This is a genomic window from Kosakonia sp. LAM2021 (assembly GCF_016620385.1).
GTDB classification, from domain to species: domain Bacteria; phylum Pseudomonadota; class Gammaproteobacteria; order Enterobacterales; family Enterobacteriaceae; genus Kosakonia; species Kosakonia sacchari.
In genome coordinates, this window is the sequence record NZ_JAENHT010000001.1 from 1,185,627 (window position 1) to 1,202,236 (window position 16,610).

A 16,610-nucleotide genomic window follows, 5' to 3' on the forward strand; every position below is an offset into this window, starting at 1 on the left:
ACGGCTTCATAAGGCGTGGACATCAGCGAGTATGAGGTTGCATAAGCTCAGTCTGAAACTGGTAATGGTTAAACGATTGAGCGGCATTCCATATAGTAATTGACAAAATGCAGCCACGAGGCTGATAAAAAACAGTCTCGCGTTTTAACGTATACGGCAAGCATCAAATTAACGCTCTCCCATAACATCGACACGACCATACACCGATAATGTAATACAAGAAATCTGCGTTGCGAGGGATCCATCAAGCGATAAAAGCAAATTTACAGGATTATATATGCTTCGAACTGCGTTGGTCGATAAACGAAGGGCCTGTAGCAGGCTATTAATGAAAACTCATTGGCAGGTAATAAGCCCAATCCATAACAGCCAGTTCACGAGCTGGAAGTCGATAACGTGTAGGGCGTACCCTGGCGGTTCAACGAAGAAAAGGCAGTGCCATACACACTAATTTAATGTAATGTAACGACATGTTTCTGATTAATAATAAAAGGATGTTTATGAAAAAATCACTATTGCTTTTGGTCTGTTTCCTGCCTTCTTTATCTTTCGCAAAATTCATTCATCCTATGGATTTTGATGGTTCCGAGGCGCAGAAAGCAGATGTTATTAAGTACATTAAAGATCGCGTTCAGAAAGATTATTGCAACAGCAAACTCAATATGTGTCAGGAAACGACTTTAAGGATGATGGAGCAGGAAAATCTGCGCGCATTCAAAGAGGCCTCACAAGCGAACGACCGAAAAATAATGGATAACGTCATTAAGACATACTGCCATTCGGCATTGGATATGTGTAACTACGCGACTATTGAAATGATGTACAAAGAGAATCAAAAGGCATCAAAACAAGATTTGAAATGGTAACGCTATTTTTTTATCACCAGCCCCGGCATTCGCCGGGGCTTTTTTATTGCCGGTAAAAGACAAAAGCGGTTATTCCTGATTACGGCTGTTTCATATTCGGGGGCAGGGCGAATTTTCTGCGGTGGCGGTGAAAAGTCTTTTATGGCGTGCAGTGTCGTTGTGCTTAAACAGCGAGCTCTCTGATCCCCCTATAAAAGATAAAGTTTACAGTGTAATAGGATAAAAGTTACCATACCCCCCTATAGTATCAAGGAGGTTGTATGCCCCATTCACCAGAAGATAAAAAACGCGTGCTTACGCGCGTACGCCGTATCCGCGGGCAGGTTGATGCACTGGAGCGCGCACTGGAAAGCGGCGAACCCTGCATCGCGATTTTGCAGCAAATCGCCGCTGTGCGCGGCGCAGCCAATGGCCTGATGGGTGAAATGGTTGAAATTCACCTTAAAGATGAGCTGGTCACTGGCGAAACCACGGCCGATCAACGCGCGGTGCGCATGGCGGAAGTCGGTCATCTTCTGCGCTCTTATCTAAAATAAGCAATAAGCCATACACAAAAAGGAAACGACTTATGAAATCACGTGCAGCTGTGGCCTTTGGGCCGGGCCAACCGCTCAAAATCGTCGACATTGACGTAGCGCCGCCAAAAAAGGGTGAAGTCCTGGTGCGCATCACGCACACCGGCGTTTGTCACACCGATGCATTTACGCTTTCGGGCGACGATCCGGAAGGCGTGTTCCCGGCGGTGCTCGGCCATGAAGGTGGCGGCATCGTTGTGGAAGTCGGCGAAGGGGTGACCAGCCTGAAACCGGGCGACCATGTTATTCCGCTCTACACGGCAGAGTGCGGCGAGTGTAAGTTCTGTAAATCGGGGAAAACCAACCTCTGTCAGGCCGTCCGCGCCACGCAGGGCAAAGGCCTGATGCCGGACGGCACAACCCGTTTCTCCTACAACGGCGAACCGATTTATCACTACATGGGCACCAGCACGTTCAGCGAATACACCGTTTGCGCGGAAATCTCACTGGCGAAAGTTAACGAACAAGCGCCGCTGGATAAAGTCTGCCTGTTGGGTTGCGGCGTGACCACCGGAATTGGCGCGGTGCATAACACGGCGAAAGTCAAAGAGGGCGATACGGTCGCTATCTTTGGCCTTGGCGGTATCGGCCTGGCGGCTATCCAGGGCGCAGTTCAGGCAAAAGCGGGACGCATTCTGGCGATCGATACCAATCCGGATAAATTCCTTCTTGCGAAAGAGATGGGCGCAACCGACTTTATTAACCCGAAAGATCACGACCGCCCAATCCAGGACGTGATTGTCGAAATGACGGACGGCGGCGTGGACTTCAGTTTTGAGTGCATCGGCAATGTGAACGTCATGCGTGCCGCGCTTGAGTGCTGCCACAAAGGCTGGGGAGAGAGCGTCATCATCGGCGTAGCGGGCGCGGGGCAGGAGATCAGCACCCGTCCATTCCAGCTGGTAACGGGGCGTGTATGGCGTGGTTCTGCCTTCGGCGGTGTGAAAGGTCGTACACAGCTGCCAGGCATGGTAGAAGACGCGATGGCGGGCAAAATTCGCCTCGATCCTTTCATTACTCATCGTATGCCACTGGAGCAGATCAACGATGCGTTTGAGCTGATGCATCAGGGGAAATCTATCCGCACTGTCATCCATTTCGGCGAAAAGTAGCCCTCTCTCACGCCAGCGGTGTCACCGCTGGCGCAACCAAACTCCAAATCTGTGACCGCTGACGCGCTTTTCGCCATAAGAATAATCCAATTATTGCCGATGCCTATATATCATTCCTGTTGTACGTATCAGACATATATGAGAGTCGATAGCCATGGATAAAAAAGCAGCGATGCAAAGAACACAAGGCATTGGATTTATGCACAATATTCGATTGGTTCCCCTGTTTTCTTCCATTCTCGGCGGCATCTTAATGCTATTTGCATTAAGTTCCGGTCTGGCGGGTTACTTCCTGATGCAAGCGGATCGCGATCAGCAGGATGTCACACAGGAAATCCAGGTGCGCATGGGATTATCCAACAGTTCAAACAACTTACGCGTTGCGCGTATCAGTCTGATTCACGCCGGCGCGGCCAGTCGCATCGCCGAAATGGAAGACATGAAAAACAACGTGGCTGAAGCAGAAAAACGCATTAAGCAGTCGCAGGACGGCTTTAATCAATACATGGAACGCCCGGTCAAAACCCCGGCGGATCTCGCCCTGGATGGCGATCTCACCACCCGCTTTAATGCCTACATCGCGGGCATGCAACCGATGCTGAAATATGCCAAAAACGGCATGTTTGAAGCGATCATTAACCACGAAAGTGAGCAGGCGCGCCAACTGGATGCGTCTTATAACGAAGTTTTGTTAAAAGCCATTGATATCCGCACCGCGCGTGCGCAGCACCTAACCGAAGAGGCGCACAGCCGCACCCAGCTTGGGCTGATGTTTATGGCTGCGGCCTTTGCATTGGCGCTGGTGCTGACGGTCATCACCTTTACCGTATTGCGCCGCGTAGTGATTAACCCACTGCAACGTGCGGCCCAGCGCATTTCGCGCATCGCGACCGGGGATTTAACGGTAGCTGATGAGCCTGCCGGGCGTAGCGAAATTGGTCGTTTGAGTAGCGATCTGCAAGCGATGCAGCATTCGCTGGTCACAACGGTCGCGACAGTGCGTCAGGGCGCGGAAGAGATCTATCGCGGCACCAGCGAGATCTCCGCCGGTAACACCGATCTCTCTTCCCGTACCGAGCAACAGGCTGCGGCCATTGAAGAAACGGCAGCCAGCATGGAGCAGTTAACCGCTACCGTGAAGCAGAACGCCGACAACGCGCACCATGCCAGCGGGCTGGCGCGCGATGCCTCCGGCAAAGCGACCAAAGGTGGGCAGATTGTTTCTGGCGTTGTGCAAACGATGGGTAATATCACCACCAGTTCGCGCAAAATTTCCGAAATCACAGCGGTTATCAACAGCATCGCGTTCCAGACCAATATCCTGGCGCTTAACGCTGCGGTAGAAGCGGCGCGCGCTGGCGAACAGGGTCGTGGTTTTGCGGTAGTGGCAAGCGAAGTACGTACGCTGGCAAGCCGCAGTGCGCAGGCGGCGAAAGAGATTGAAGCGCTGATCAGCGAATCTGTGAGCTTAATTGAGCAAGGTTCCGGAGAAGTCGTTTCCGCCGGTGAAACCATGGGTGAGATTGTGACTGCCGTTAAACGCGTGACCGATATCATGCTGGAGATCGCCGCCGCTTCTGATGAGCAGAGCAAAGGCATCACCCAGGTGAGCCAGGCGATCACGGAAATGGATAACGTCACACAGCAGAACGCCTCGCTGGTAGAAGAAGCCTCTGCGGCGGCAGCCTCGCTGGAAGAGCAGGCGGCGCGTCTGACCGAAGCTGTGGGTGCGTTCCGTTTAACTGGCGCAGCACCGGAGCGTCAGAGTAGTGCGGCATCGCCGACCAGCAAACCCTTCAAGCCACAGCGCCCGGCGCTGGCGCAGGGTGATAACTGGGAAACGTTCTGAGTTATCAGAAAACAAAAAAGAGGCCGAAAGGCCTCTTTTTTCATGCGCAAAATCTTAACACTGGTTGGTGTTTAAGGCGCTGACCATATTGTTGTAGTTTTGCAGCAGGGATTGCGCGTCCTGCGTCTGCTGCGATTGCATCAGCTGAAACTGTTTTGGCTGTTTGGCATCTTTCTCGTACTCGCCATTTTCGGTGCGCTCAATAATGTCGCGGCCAGTAGAGAGATAATCATTTGCTTTAGACAGAAGACTCGAGCAGCCCGTTTTGTTGCTTTCGCGTATTTTGGCATCGTAAGCGGTAGCCATGCTGTTGAACTTATCGAGTGCATCCTTAAATGCCGCCTTCTTATCGCCCAGCCCTTTACCATCCAGCACGCCACCTGCGGCATCCAGGCTCTCTTTCAGGTAGTAAACCATCCCCATTTGCGCGTGCTCAAGCGTGCCTTTTTGCGTACGTTCGAATTCCGCTTTAATGCGCGCACGATCTTTTGCCTCGATACCTTCAAAGAAATTCGCCTGCGCAACGACCAGCATCTGCATGCTGCTCAACAACGCGGGCTGGATCTCGCGACCATGAGCGCCATTGTCGCTTTTGTACGTTTTTGCGCTGATGTAGTTGTACATATCACGGCTTACCGGTTCGGCTTTTGCCAGCGCTTCGCTGTAAAGACGCGCCGGTTCGTCCAGTTCCGGCATATCCGGCTTCATGCTATGCGCTTTATCCAGATGTTCTTTAATACGCCCCATGGAGAGCGGTTCAGTAAAAAACAGATCATCCATTTTCTTTTTGCCGTCGAAAGCGGGCTGCGTGTACTTCTGGTATTCAGCAAGTTGCTTACCGAAGTTGGCCGAGGTCATATTGGCTGCGGCAATATATTCGTTGTACTTCAGCACTTCGGCCTGTTCGGCTGACGGCTGCGCTTCTTGCGTTTTGGTGGTTTTGTCGTCACAGGCTGACAGTGCCAGCAGGCAGGCGGCAACCGCCAGCGTGCGTGCGACAGGTTTGGCGATGAACATCCCATTCTCCTTGTCCGAAAAAAGAAAAAAACGACTCATTATTGCTGAGCGCGGCACAGGTTAGCATCAATGCCCGGCTGGCAAGGGGCATGCCACCTGAATTGGTAGGTTTTAAAAGGGGAGAAATTGCCCGGCAGACAGCGCCACCGGGCCGGGTTCAGGAGTGTGCAGCGTTAAATAAAGCTGTCGTCATCGTTGCTGTAATCGTTGTCATCAAAATCATCGTTCTGGTAAGAGTCATTGCCGAACGAATCGTTCTGATCGAGAAAACGGGTGTCGGAAGCATTATTAAAGGTGTCGTTCTGCGCGTTTTCAAACGACGAATTGCCCGCCGCCGTCGACGGTTCTTCAATAATATTCACGATCTCCTCCGGGCGGGACTGATGGAACATGCTGGTCAACATTTCGGCCAACACTACGCCACCGGCAACGCCCGCCGCGGTTTGTAAAGCCCCGGCCATAAAACCGCTACCGCGTGGCGCAGGTGCCGCCGCACGCGAATAGTCCTGCTGTGGCTGCGGGGGAGCACTCCAGCTATTGTCCGGCTGCGAACTCTGGCTTCTCCCGCCACCAAACAGGCCGCCGAGGAAACTGCCACCGCCGGTTTGCAGTTTACTTTTTTGCGCCGCCAGTTCGCTTTCCAGTTGCTGGACTTTGCTCTGGAGCTGTTTTAGCGCCGCTTCCTGGATCAGGATCGATTGCGCCATATAATACGGCGCGGCAGGTTGCTGACGCACAAATTCCGCTATCTGACGCTCAGCCTCGGCGTCGCGCTGACTGTTTTGTTGCTCAGTCTGTTTCAGGCGCTGGAAAAGGCCGTTGATAAGCTGCTGTTCTTCATATTGCATGGCAATAACCTTCCGATCGCTGTGATAGATACTCTTGAGTTTATCAGTGCCATGAATACGTGTCCGATGAGTGAAATGTTTGTTTAACATTGGTTGCAGCTGGGCAAAAAATTCATCTGCCATGCAGAGAGCGCACGTACTGAGCGTTCATTTCTTTATTACTGCACACAGATGAATTACGTTGCTTACGGCGATCACAGCCGTCCTCAGCATTACGCTTTATTTCCTTTGTCGTGAGAGTATTTATGAGCAACGTTACGATCTATCACAACCCGGACTGCGGCACGTCGCGCAACACGCTGGCGCTTATTCGCAACAGCGGCGTGGAGCCGACGATGATTCACTATCTTGAGACGCCGCCTTCGCGCGATGAACTGATAACACTGATTGGCGCAATGGGCATTTCGGTGCGGGAGTTGTTGCGCAAAAACGTTGAGCCGTACGAACAACTTGGGCTGACAGTAGATCGCTTCACTGACGCGCAGCTTATCGATTTTATGCTTGAGCATCCCATTTTGATTAACCGGACTATTGTTGTTACACCGCGCGGTACGCGCCTTTGTCGCCCGTCGGAAGTGGTGCTGGAGATCCTGCCTGAGGCGCAGAAAGGTGCGTTTACGAAAGAGGACGGGGAGCAGGTTGTTGATCGCAACGGCAAGCGGATCGCGCCGTAATGCATCCGTAAACCGGGTAGTAAATGACTAAGTGCTTTTGAGAATGCCCGCAGAACGCGGGCGTTGCGATCAGGCAATCCGCAGCGTTTCGCGTACTTTTGCCGGCGTGATAATGACAGGAATGGATTTCGAGGTTGGCGTACCGGTGCCATCGCCAAAACGCGTCAGCGGAACCAGTGGGTTCGTTTCCGGATAATAGGCCGCCAGGTTGCCACGCGGGATGTCATAAGCGACAAGGCGAAAATCCTCGACGCGGCGCTGCACGCCATCAGTCGACTGGGTTTCAATATCCACGCGATCGCCGTCATTCAGCCCGAGCGAGCGAATATCTTCCGGGTGCATAAACAGCACGTCGCGCTGCCCATAAACCCCACGGTAACGGTCATCAAGCCCGTAAATGGTGGTGTTGTACTGATCATGCGAGCGTAATGTCTGCAGGACAAACGGCGCTTGCGTTTCCGGGCAGACCGACAGCGGCACGGCGGCTACGCTGAATTCCGCTTTGCCGGAAGGCGTATTAAAACGTAAATCTGCGGCGGCATTTCCCAGCCAGAAACCACCCGGCTCTTCGCAGCGGGCATTAAAATTGTTAAAGCCAGGAATCGTGGCGGCGATATGATCGCGGATCAGGTTGTAATCACCGGCCAGCGCCAGCCAGTCGACCTTTTCACTGCCCAGCGTGGCATGGGCGATGCCAGCGACAATCGCCGTTTCCGAACGCTGTGTCGCCGCCAGCGGTTTACCGATACCTTCAGAGGCATGCACCATGCTGAAGGAGTCTTCCACGGTCACGAACTGACGCCCGCTTGCCTGCATATCTTCTTCGGTACGGCCAAGCGTCGGCAGGATCAGCGACTGTTTACCCGGCATTAAATGGCTGCGGTTCAGTTTGGTACTGATGTAGACCGTCAGCCCGCAACGGCGCAGCGCGGCGCAGGTCAGTGGCGTATCCGGCGCGGCAGCGGCCAGGTTGCCACCGAGCGCAAGCAGCACTTTCACTTCGTTACGCAACATTGCCGAAATAGCTTCCACCGTATGATGCCCGTGCTCGCGCGGCGGCTCGAAATTGAAATGGCGGGCAAGGCTGTCGAGCAGGGCGACCGGCGGTTTTTCGTCAATCCCCATCGTGCGGTTCCCCTGCACGTTGCTGTGCCCGCGTACCGGACACAACCCCGCGCCTGGTTTGCCCAAATGACCGCCAAGCAGTTGCAGGTTGGTGATCTCCCGTACCGTGTCCAGCGAGTGTTTATGCTGGGTAATACCCATCGCCCAGGTACAAATCACCCGTTTTGCGTTCTGCCAGATAGCGGCGGCGTCGCGCAACTGTTGCTGGTTGAGACCGGACTGCTGCTCAATGGTCTGCCAGTCGGTGGCATCGATTTGCGCAAACCATGCGTCAATGCCGTGGGTGTGCTGCGCAATAAAGGCATCGTCAAAAATGCTCGCTTCGCCGTTAGCCAGCCGCTGGCGCTGCGTTTCCAGCAACGCTTTCGCCATTCCGCGTACCGCCGCCATATCACCGCCGAGATTGGGCTGATAGTAAGAGGAGCTGATCACACCCGCCATCGGCGTAACCACTTCCAGAGGTTTTTGCGGATCGGCAAATCGCTCAAGGCCGCGTTCACGCAGGGTGTTAAAGGTAACTATGCGCGCGCCACGATCGGCGGCGTGGCGCAGGCTATGCAGCATACGAGGGTGATTAGTACCGGGGTTTTGTCCGAAGACAAAAATGGCGTCCGCTTTCTCGAAATCAGCAAGGTGAATGGTGCCTTTTCCCACGCCGATACTGCGTTTCAGCCCCGCGCCGCTCGCTTCGTGGCACATATTGGAGCAGTCCGGGAAGTTGTTGGTGCCGACCATGCGACCAAACAGCTGGTAAAGCCAGGACGATTCATTGCTGGCACGACCGGAAGTATACAATTCGAGCTGATTGGGGTTATCCATCGCCTTAATGTGCTTGCCAATCATCTCCAGCGCATCGTCCCAGGAAATCGGTTCGTAGTGATCGGTTTGCGGGTTGTAACGCAGAGGTTCCGTCAGCCGCCCCTGATATTCGAGAAAATAGTCGCTCTGGCGGTTAAGCGCCGTCACGCTGTGTTGCGCAAAAAAAGTGGCGTCAATCTGGCGGCGCGTGGCCTCCCAGGTCACGGCTTTTGCGCCGTTTTCACAAAAACTGAAGGTGCTTTTATTGTCATCACCCCAGGCGCAACCGGGACAGTCGAAGCCGCGCGCTTTGTTCATGCGCAACAGGTTGCGCATATTTTTCAGCGCGTTTTTACTGTCAATGACGAAGCGCGTTGTCGCTTCCAGCGAGCCCAGACCACCGGCAGCAGCGTGGTAGGGTTTAATAGCGGTTTTGAATTTCATCTCGTCTTCCGGCTGCGGATTGTTACAGCGTTAGTGTAAGTTGCGTAACAACAACCCTTACTCAACAACTTATTTTTATCACACAATTAACGCGTTGTTTACCTGTTGCGCAACCGGAAGAGAAGATAAGCCAACCGGGATCAACCCGGCATCGTTTTGCGAATCGCCGCAATCAGCGCGTGAGCGGCGGGTGGCAGGGGGCTATCCACGCGGGTGATGATGCCAATCGGATCGCCAATACCGGGCGGTGGAATTGGCAACGCTACCAGCGAACCCAGCCGTAAATCATCTTTTACCGCACCGGAAGGGACAAACCACACGTAGTCATATTCCACCGTGAGCTGGCGCGATAGCGACGCGGAAAGCGTCTCCAGGCAACCAGACGGCAGCGTACAGTTCTGACTGGCGAGCAGATCCTCGGTGTTTTGCCGTGGCACGGTGCCTTCCGGCAATACCACCACCGGCCATTCCAGCACTTTGCTTAGCGTGACGGTGGTTTGCAGCAATGGATGTCGCGGGCGTACCACCAGTTTTAGCGACTCGAGAAAAAGCAGCTCGTAACTCAAGCCACTCATCAAATCCGGGTCTGACATGCGACCAATACCGAGATCCAGTTCACCAGATTTCAGCCCGGCGAGGATCATCGGATTATTGGCAGTGGCAACCTGAATGGTGATATCCGGCTGCTGTTTATGCAGTTGACCGATGACCGCGGGTAAAATCCCCAGCGCAGCGGTGGGTAGCGCGCCGATGCGGATCAGGTCGTTTTTCAGTTCGGTTTTGTGGCTCAGCGACTGCCCGGCAATGTTCACCGCGTCCAGTACGCGAACGGCGTGGGTAAGAAATTGTTCGCCCACCAGGGTGAGTTGCGCGCCCATGCGACCGCGTTCAAACAGGCGCTTACCGGTGAGTTGCTCGAGTTCGTTGAGGGTTTTTGACAGCGCAGGCTGGCTTAAGTTAAGGGTTTCAGCCGCGCGCCCCAAAGTTCCTTGTTGAGCGACAGCTACGAATGTATGCAAATGGCGCAGACGAATGCGCTGTGAAAACAGACCGTTTTTTTCCATAAGATGATGTTAAAAACCGTGCAGAACCGCTGGCAAGTTAAGTTGTTTAATTTTGATAACCAGATAGCAAAATATTATTAACATTTAATCTCTTTGAGTTACAAACGGATTCTGCCCGCAATGTGACGTAACCAGCATGTTGATAAGGGTTTTCGGCGGCGGTGTTCCATAATCTTTCGTTATGTTCGTTACCGCGCGACGCACGCGCGTTTTCTGCCACGATCACACTTTGTAAATTTCCCATCACGCACGCAAAGAGGCTTCTCTACACTCCAGAGAGAACAACTGGAGGGATTACACTATGGCGTACAGCATCACGGCTGATGAGATTCGGGAACAATTTTCACAGGCGATGTCAGCCATGTATCAGCAGGAAGTTCCGCAATACGGCACGCTGCTGGAACTGGTTGCGGATGTGAATCTGGCGGTGCTGGAGAACAACCCACGTCTGCATGAACAACTGGCCAATGCCGATGAATTAGCGCGGCTTAATGTCGAGCGCCATGGCGCCATCCGGGTAGGGACGGCCGAGGAGCTTTCTACTTTGCGGCGCATGTTTGCCATTATGGGGATGTTTCCGGTCAGCTATTACGATCTCTCGCAGGCGGGCGTTCCGGTGCACTCCACCGCTTTTCGCCCGATCGAAGACGCGGCGCTGGCGCGTAACCCGTTTCGTATTTTTACCTCGCTGCTGCGCCTGGAGCTTATCGAGAACGAAACCCTGCGTGATAAAGCCGCCGCCATTCTGGCAAAGCGTGACATATTCACCCCGGCATGCCGCCAGCTAATCGAACTGCATGAACTGAATGGCGGTTTTACCCCGCAGCAAGCTAAAGCCTTTGTTGAGGAAGCGCTGGAAACGTTTCGCTGGCACCGCCATGCAACGGTGGATGCGCAAACCTATCAGGCGTTGCATGATGAGCACCGCCTGATTGCCGATGTGGTCTGTTTCCCTGGCTGCCATATCAATCACTTAACGCCACGCACGCTGGATATTGACCGCGTTCAGTCGTTGATGCCGGAGTACGGTATTGAACCGAAAATCCTGATTGAAGGGCCGCCGCGTCGCGATGTGCCGATTTTGTTGCGCCAGACCAGTTTCAAAGCGCTGGATGAACCGGTGCTGTTTAACGGCGAGCACCAGGGCACGCATACTGCGCGTTTCGGCGAAATCGAACAGCGCGGCGTCGCATTAACGCAGAAAGGGCGCGCACTCTATGATCAACTGTTAACCAGCGCCGGAACCGGCAAAGATAACCTGACGCACCAGTTGCATTTGCAGGAAGTGTTTAAAGCCTTCCCTGACAGCGAAATGCTACTGCGTAAGCAGGGGCTGGCGTGGTTTCGTTACCGTTTGACGCCAACGGGTGAAGCGCACCGTCAGGCGATTCGCCCTGGCGACGATCCACAACCGCTGATCGAGCGCGGCTGGGTGGTGGCGCAACCCATCACTTATGAGGATTTTCTACCGGTCAGCGCGGCGGGGATCTTCCAGTCTAACCTAGGCAACGAAACCCAGTCGCGCAGCCACGGTAACGCCAGCCAGGCGCAGTTTGAGGCGGCGCTGGGTTGCCCGGTGTTCGATGAATTTACACTCTATGCGGAAGCCGAAGCGCGCAGCAAACGGCGTTGCGGTCTGCTGTAAAACAGGTAATCTGCCAGAAATCAGTTACTTCTGGATATTGTTATGGAAAATCCATTAACGCCGCTGGCACACACCCGCCAGGGCAGTGTGCTGGGATGCAGTGAAGACGCCTTTCATGTCTGGCGCGGTATTCCGTTTGCCGCGCCGCCCACGGGTGCACTGCGCTGGCGCGCGCCACAACCGCCGCACCCCTGGCAGGGCGTACGCATGGCTGACGCCTTTTCCGCCGCCAGCTGGCAAAACAGTGAGTATTGTCAGCAGCTCGGCGGCGGCGATCCGGGGCGTTTCTCCGAAGATTGTCTCTATCTCAATATCTGGTCACCGGCGACGCGGACAAAACCGCTGCCGGTGATGGTCTGGCTGCACGGCGGCGGGTTTACTATCGGCTCCGGCGGGTTGCCGCCGTATGACGGAAAAGCGCTTGCGGCGCGCGGCGTAGTGCTGGTGACGATCAATTATCGCCTTGGTCATCTTGGCTTTTTTGCCCACCCGGTGCTGGAAGAGGAAGCGGGTGAGCGCGTCTACAACTTTGGCTTGCTCGATCAGATAGCCGCGCTGCGTTGGGTGCAGGAGAATATTGCTGCTTTCGGTGGTGATGCGGCGAATGTGACGCTGTTTGGCGAATCGGCGGGCGCGCGCAGCGTGATGGCGCTGATGGCCTCGCCGCTGGCAGAAGGGTTGTTTCACAAAGCCATTATTCAGAGCAGTTATACCTTGCCCGATACGCCGCGCGAGGCCGCGCTGGCAAAAGGTGAAGCGATTGCCGCGCATTTTGGGCTGGAAAAAGCCAGCGCCGAACAGTTGCGCGCACTGCCGGCAGAAGCGTTCTGGCCGCTGGAAGCGCCATTGAAAATTGCGCCTGCACCCATCGCAGGTGACTGCGTGTTACCGGAGCCGATGCTCGATACCTTTTTCGCCGGTCGGCAACATCCGATGCCGGTCATTATCGGTTCGAACAGTGATGAAGCCAGCGTGATGGCTGAGTTTGGCGTTGATCTCGCCGGGCAAATCGAAAAGATGCGCCGTGAACAGCGGCTCGGTCTGGGGCTGATCCGCCTGCTTTATCCGGGGGTGAAAGGGGATGCGGAACTGGGTCGCCAGGTGTGCCGCGATATGGCCTTTACCACGCTTGGCCTGGTGGTAATGCAGGCCCAGCAGCGTGTCGGGCAACCCTGCTGGCGCTACTGGTTTGATTATGTTGCCGAAGCGGCGCATGACACTTATATCAACGGCGCGTGGCACGGTAATGAAGTGCCGTATGTATTCGACAATCTTATGCTTTCGGAGCCGTCTTGCAGTTATGCCAACCCACACGATCTCGCCTTTGCCGCGCATATTGCCGATTACTGGGTTCGTTTTGCCACCGAGGCCGACCGCCGTACAGAAGCGTTACCCGGCCCGGTCAACTGGCTGGCCTGCGTACGCGGGCGCGACCGGTTGTTACGTATCGGACTGAATAAACATGCAGGATTTCGCCTGGTTAACCGCTTCATGCGCGCCCGTCTTGGCTTCTTTCGCCGGGTTATGCGTCACCATGTAAAGCTCGATTAGCCCCCAGCAATCCTTCTCTGAACGCCGCCAGACCGGCGGCTTTATTCTCCGTTTCCCGCAGCACCAGGCGGTAACTGGCACCAGTTCTGACACTCTGCGAAAACGGGCGCAGCAAGCGTCCGGCCTCAATATCTTCCGCAACCAGCGTCTCATCGGCGATAGCCATCCCCAGCCCCTGAATGGCGGCGGTAATGGCTAAATCCATGGTATCGAAGTGTTGATTTTTACTCATAGCGGGCTGAAAAGCGCTTTGTCTTGCCAGCCACAGCGACCAGTCAGTTTTATCCCGCGTCGGGTGCAATAACGTGGCGGCTTCCAGCGCATTACGCTGCGCCAGCGCGTGGCTAATCACCGGCGTTAACGCTTCCTCAAACAGCAGATCCCCGGCGCTTAATTGAGTGCCAAACACAATCGCCGCGTCATAAGGTTCTGTTTTGAAGTTAATGGTGTGATCGGTCGTGGTGGTCAATGCCACCTGTAATTCCGGATAGCGTTGTTCCAGATTCACCAGCCGCGGCACCAGCCAGCGTATCGCACAGGTTGGCGCTTTCAGGCGCACCACCGTTTGTTGCGAGCGTGCCTGAAAGGCGACCGTTACCAGTTGCTCATACGCACCGCGCAGCTCCGGCAACAGGGCGCTGCCCTGCGGCGACAGGTGTAAACCACGCGCGTGGCGCTCAAACAGCGGAAAGCCGAACCAGTTTTCCAGTGCGGCGATTTTGCGGCTGACCGCGCCCTGCGTCAGGCACAACTCTTTTGCTGCATGCGTCAAATTGAGATGGCGGGCGGTGACCAGAAAAGCGTCGATGGCATTGAGCGGTAAAGATCGGTGCAACATGATAACCCCAGCTATGCAATTTATTCATGGCTATTATGACAACAATTCGGTTGTCGGCTCAACAGGGTTTGGTTTGAATGGTTATGCACTTTTTATGTGAAAGGATCAGGCATGACTCTGCGTACCCCGGTGAAAACTCGCTCGAAATTACCCGATGTCGGCACCACCATTTTTACCGTTATCGGCCAGCTTTCCGCCGAACATAATGCGATAAACCTTTCTCAGGGCGCGCCCAACTTTCCTTGCGATCCGCAACTGATTGCCGGGGTGACGCGCGCAATGCAGGCCAATCATAACCAGTACGCATCAATGACCGGTCTGCGCCCGTTAAAAGAGCGGATTGCGCAGAAAATCAGCGAGCTGTACCGCACAGATTACGACGTGGACAGTGAAGTTCTTATCACCGCCAGCGCCAGCGAAGGGTTGTATTCCGCGATCAGCGGGCTGGTACATCCAGGTGATGAAGTGATTTACTTTGAACCCTCGTTCGACAGCTACGCGCCCATTGTCCGTTTGCAGGGCGCAACGCCTGTGGCCATCAAACTGACGGTGCCGGATTTCGCGGTGAACTGGAACGAAGTGCGCGCGGCAATCACACCGCGCACGCGCATGATCATTGTGAATACGCCACACAACCCCAGCGGGCAGGTGTTTTCTCGCGCCGATCTTGAGCAACTGGCGGCGATCACCCGGCACACTGATATTGTGATCCTCTCCGATGAAGTCTACGAACATGTGGTGTTCGACGGCGAGCCGCATCACGGCATGGCAACGCATCCGCAACTGGCCGAGCGCAGCGTGATTATCTCGTCGTTTGGTAAGACCTATCATGTGACGGGCTGGCGCGTGGGATACTGCGTTGCGCCTGCGGAACTGATGGATGAGATCTGCAAGGTACACCAGTTTTTGATGTTTTCCGCCGATACACCCATGCAGCATGCTTTTGCCGATCATATGCGTGACCCGCAAGGCTGGCTGTCGCTGGCGGCGTTTTACCAGCGTAAACGCGACCTGCTGCAAACATTGCTCGCTGAGTCGCCGTTTCGCCTGTTACCCAGCGCCGGATCGTTTTTCCTGCTGGCGGATTACAGCCACTTCAGCGATGAAACTGACAGCGAGATGGTAAAAAGGCTGATTATTGATTGCGGTGTCGCCACAATTCCGTTGTCGGCGTTTTATACCGATGGTACAGATAACAAGTTGATCCGCCTCTCTTTTGCGAAAGACGAGGCAACATTAAGAGCAGGCGCGCAGGCCCTGTGTCGTGTTAAGCCACGCTAAGGAGCGTTAATGATGAAATTTAAAGCACTCTGTCTGGGCATGGGTTTGCTCTGCTCATTCTCCTCGTTTGCCGAAAACGCGTTGCGTTACGGCGTGGAGGCGGAATATCCGCCGTTTGAAAGCCGCAACGCGTCAGGCGAACTGGAAGGTTTTGATATCGAACTGGGTAACGCTGTCTGCAAAGCGGCGCAGCTGAAATGTAGCTGGGTGGAAACCTCGTTTGACGCGTTGATCCCAGGGCTGACTGCCAAGAAATTTGATGCCATTAACTCGGCGATGAACATTACCGAACAGCGGCGTAAAAGCATCGATTTCACCCAGCCGATTTATCGCATTCCTTCGCAACTGGTTGGCAAAAGTGGCGACGGCATGGAAGCGACCGCTGAGGGGCTGAAAGGCAAAACCATTGGTGTGTTGCAGGGATCGATTCAGGAAACCTACGCCAAAGAGCATTGGGAAAAGCACGGTGTCACGGTGGTGTCGTATAAAGATCAGAATATGGCGTGGGGAGATTTGCTGAACGGTCGCATCGACGCCTCACTGGTGATGTCAGCGGCGGGGCAGGCAGGTTTCCTCAGCAAGCCGCAGGGGAAAGGGTTTGGCTTTATTGGCAAACCGGTATCGGACGATACGATCCTCGGCAGTGGTATCGGTTTCGGGCTGCGCAAAGGTGACGAGGCCACTAAAAAGCAACTTGATGCCGCTATCGATAAAATCCGCGCTGACGGCACCATCAAGACGCTGGCGGAAAAGTACTTCCCCGGCATTGATGTTAGTGTCAGCGCACAATAACGCATGACCACTCTGGCGCCTGCCGTTGATGTCCGGCAGGCGCTTTTTTATTTCCGCCGCAATTCCTCGCTGTTATACAGATCTTTACGCCGCTTTCGGGCTGCTCTTATCGACAGAAAATATTTCATGTT

General features: G+C 54.5%; 14 protein-coding genes. 9 read left to right on the forward strand and 5 right to left on the reverse strand.

The genetic code is table 11. From position 1 onward, the window contains the following. Nucleotides 1–500: 500 nt before the first annotated feature. The 4 genes from JKP81_RS05645 (at nucleotide 501) to JKP81_RS05660 (ending at nucleotide 4,402) form a co-directional block, all read left to right on the forward strand. On the forward strand, nucleotides 501–866 hold the full coding sequence (locus tag JKP81_RS05645) for a hypothetical protein (protein WP_200550899.1): 366 nt from the start codon (nucleotides 501–503) through the stop codon (nucleotides 864–866). Between the two features lie 260 nt (nucleotides 867–1,126). Beyond that, on the forward strand, nucleotides 1,127–1,402 hold the full coding sequence (locus JKP81_RS05650) for a metal/formaldehyde-sensitive transcriptional repressor (protein WP_016495945.1): 276 nt from the start codon (nucleotides 1,127–1,129) through the stop codon (nucleotides 1,400–1,402). A 32-nt stretch (nucleotides 1,403–1,434) separates the two neighbouring features. After that, the gene (locus JKP81_RS05655; RefSeq protein ID WP_200550900.1) at nucleotides 1,435–2,553 is read left to right on the forward strand and encodes an S-(hydroxymethyl)glutathione dehydrogenase/class III alcohol dehydrogenase; all 1,119 of its coding nucleotides are present in this window, start codon (nucleotides 1,435–1,437) and stop codon (nucleotides 2,551–2,553) included. A gap of 154 nt (nucleotides 2,554–2,707) precedes the next feature. Beyond that, nucleotides 2,708–4,402 carry a methyl-accepting chemotaxis protein gene (locus tag JKP81_RS05660; protein WP_200550901.1) on the forward strand — a complete coding sequence of 565 codons (1,695 nt, stop codon included), beginning with the start codon at nucleotides 2,708–2,710 and terminating at the stop codon, nucleotides 4,400–4,402. Nucleotides 4,403–4,456: 54 nt separating this feature from the next. On the opposite strand, the gene JKP81_RS05665 is transcribed toward JKP81_RS05660, so the two are convergent. After that, entirely contained in the window at nucleotides 4,457–5,419 is a 963-nt protein-coding gene (locus JKP81_RS05665; RefSeq protein ID WP_200550902.1) for a DUF3829 domain-containing protein, read from the reverse strand. 173 nt (nucleotides 5,420–5,592) lie between these two features. Next, nucleotides 5,593–6,267 (reverse strand): DUF2076 domain-containing protein, encoded by a 675-nt coding sequence (locus JKP81_RS05670; RefSeq protein WP_200550903.1) that lies wholly within the window; start codon nucleotides 6,265–6,267, stop codon nucleotides 5,593–5,595. A 245-nt stretch (nucleotides 6,268–6,512) separates the two neighbouring features. Between JKP81_RS05670 and arsC the strand changes: the two genes are divergently transcribed. Then, nucleotides 6,513–6,941 carry a glutaredoxin-dependent arsenate reductase gene (gene arsC / locus JKP81_RS05675; protein WP_200550904.1) on the forward strand — a complete coding sequence of 143 codons (429 nt, stop codon included), beginning with the start codon at nucleotides 6,513–6,515 and terminating at the stop codon, nucleotides 6,939–6,941. Nucleotides 6,942–7,010: 69 nt separating this feature from the next. On the opposite strand, the gene JKP81_RS05680 is transcribed toward arsC, so the two are convergent. Both JKP81_RS05680 and JKP81_RS05685 read right to left on the reverse strand, forming a co-directional pair. Then, a complete protein-coding gene (locus tag JKP81_RS05680; protein WP_200550905.1) occupies nucleotides 7,011–9,308 on the reverse strand; it encodes an FdhF/YdeP family oxidoreductase in 2,298 nt (765 codons plus the stop codon). A 140-nt stretch (nucleotides 9,309–9,448) separates the two neighbouring features. Then, nucleotides 9,449–10,372 carry a LysR substrate-binding domain-containing protein gene (locus JKP81_RS05685; protein ID WP_200550906.1) on the reverse strand — a complete coding sequence of 308 codons (924 nt, stop codon included), beginning with the start codon at nucleotides 10,370–10,372 and terminating at the stop codon, nucleotides 9,449–9,451. A gap of 301 nt (nucleotides 10,373–10,673) precedes the next feature. On the opposite strand from JKP81_RS05685, the gene JKP81_RS05690 reads away from it, so the two are divergent. Further along, complete coding sequence (locus JKP81_RS05690) at nucleotides 10,674–12,017, forward strand: VOC family protein (protein ID WP_200550907.1); 1,344 nt, start codon at nucleotides 10,674–10,676, stop codon at nucleotides 12,015–12,017. Between the two features lie 42 nt (nucleotides 12,018–12,059). Continuing rightward, nucleotides 12,060–13,568: a carboxylesterase/lipase family protein gene (locus JKP81_RS05695; RefSeq protein WP_200550908.1), complete on the forward strand. Its 1,509-nt coding sequence runs from the start codon at nucleotides 12,060–12,062 to the stop codon at nucleotides 13,566–13,568. On the opposite strand, the gene JKP81_RS05700 is transcribed toward JKP81_RS05695, so the two are convergent. Next, entirely contained in the window at nucleotides 13,540–14,406 is an 867-nt protein-coding gene (locus JKP81_RS05700; protein WP_200550909.1) for a LysR family transcriptional regulator, read from the reverse strand. The genes JKP81_RS05695 and JKP81_RS05700 overlap by 29 nt on opposite strands. A 111-nt stretch (nucleotides 14,407–14,517) precedes the next feature. Here JKP81_RS05700 and JKP81_RS05705 point away from each other — a divergent pair, with 111 nt between their 5' ends. Together JKP81_RS05705 and JKP81_RS05710 are read left to right on the forward strand one after the other, a co-directional pair. Continuing rightward, the gene (locus JKP81_RS05705; RefSeq protein WP_200550910.1) at nucleotides 14,518–15,687 is read left to right on the forward strand and encodes a pyridoxal phosphate-dependent aminotransferase; all 1,170 of its coding nucleotides are present in this window, start codon (nucleotides 14,518–14,520) and stop codon (nucleotides 15,685–15,687) included. Nucleotides 15,688–15,699: 12 nt separating this feature from the next. Further along, nucleotides 15,700–16,479: a transporter substrate-binding domain-containing protein gene (locus tag JKP81_RS05710; RefSeq protein ID WP_156773112.1), complete on the forward strand. Its 780-nt coding sequence runs from the start codon at nucleotides 15,700–15,702 to the stop codon at nucleotides 16,477–16,479. Nucleotides 16,480–16,610 lie beyond the last annotated feature (131 nt).

What these genes read in the sequence shown, in the direction of transcription:
- arsC (WP_200550904.1), top strand. Translation starts at nt 6,513, where the DNA reads ATGAGCAACGTTACGATCTATCACAACCCGGACTGCGGCACGTCGCGC.
- JKP81_RS05660 (WP_200550901.1), top strand. Translation starts at nt 2,708, where the DNA reads ATGGATAAAAAAGCAGCGATGCAAAGAACACAAGGCATTGGATTTATG.
- JKP81_RS05705 (WP_200550910.1), top strand. Translation starts at nt 14,518, where the DNA reads ATGACTCTGCGTACCCCGGTGAAAACTCGCTCGAAATTACCCGATGTC.
- JKP81_RS05685 (WP_200550906.1), bottom strand. Translation starts at nt 10,372, where the DNA reads ATGGAAAAAAACGGTCTGTTTTCACAGCGCATTCGTCTGCGCCATTTG.
- JKP81_RS05700 (WP_200550909.1), bottom strand. Translation starts at nt 14,406, where the DNA reads ATGTTGCACCGATCTTTACCGCTCAATGCCATCGACGCTTTTCTGGTC.
- JKP81_RS05695 (WP_200550908.1), top strand. Translation starts at nt 12,060, where the DNA reads ATGGAAAATCCATTAACGCCGCTGGCACACACCCGCCAGGGCAGTGTG.
- JKP81_RS05680 (WP_200550905.1), bottom strand. Translation starts at nt 9,308, where the DNA reads ATGAAATTCAAAACCGCTATTAAACCCTACCACGCTGCTGCCGGTGGT.
- JKP81_RS05650 (WP_016495945.1), top strand. Translation starts at nt 1,127, where the DNA reads ATGCCCCATTCACCAGAAGATAAAAAACGCGTGCTTACGCGCGTACGC.
- JKP81_RS05645 (WP_200550899.1), top strand. Translation starts at nt 501, where the DNA reads ATGAAAAAATCACTATTGCTTTTGGTCTGTTTCCTGCCTTCTTTATCT.
- JKP81_RS05710 (WP_156773112.1), top strand. Translation starts at nt 15,700, where the DNA reads ATGAAATTTAAAGCACTCTGTCTGGGCATGGGTTTGCTCTGCTCATTC.
- JKP81_RS05655 (WP_200550900.1), top strand. Translation starts at nt 1,435, where the DNA reads ATGAAATCACGTGCAGCTGTGGCCTTTGGGCCGGGCCAACCGCTCAAA.
- JKP81_RS05690 (WP_200550907.1), top strand. Translation starts at nt 10,674, where the DNA reads ATGGCGTACAGCATCACGGCTGATGAGATTCGGGAACAATTTTCACAG.
- JKP81_RS05665 (WP_200550902.1), bottom strand. Translation starts at nt 5,419, where the DNA reads ATGTTCATCGCCAAACCTGTCGCACGCACGCTGGCGGTTGCCGCCTGC.
- JKP81_RS05670 (WP_200550903.1), bottom strand. Translation starts at nt 6,267, where the DNA reads ATGCAATATGAAGAACAGCAGCTTATCAACGGCCTTTTCCAGCGCCTG.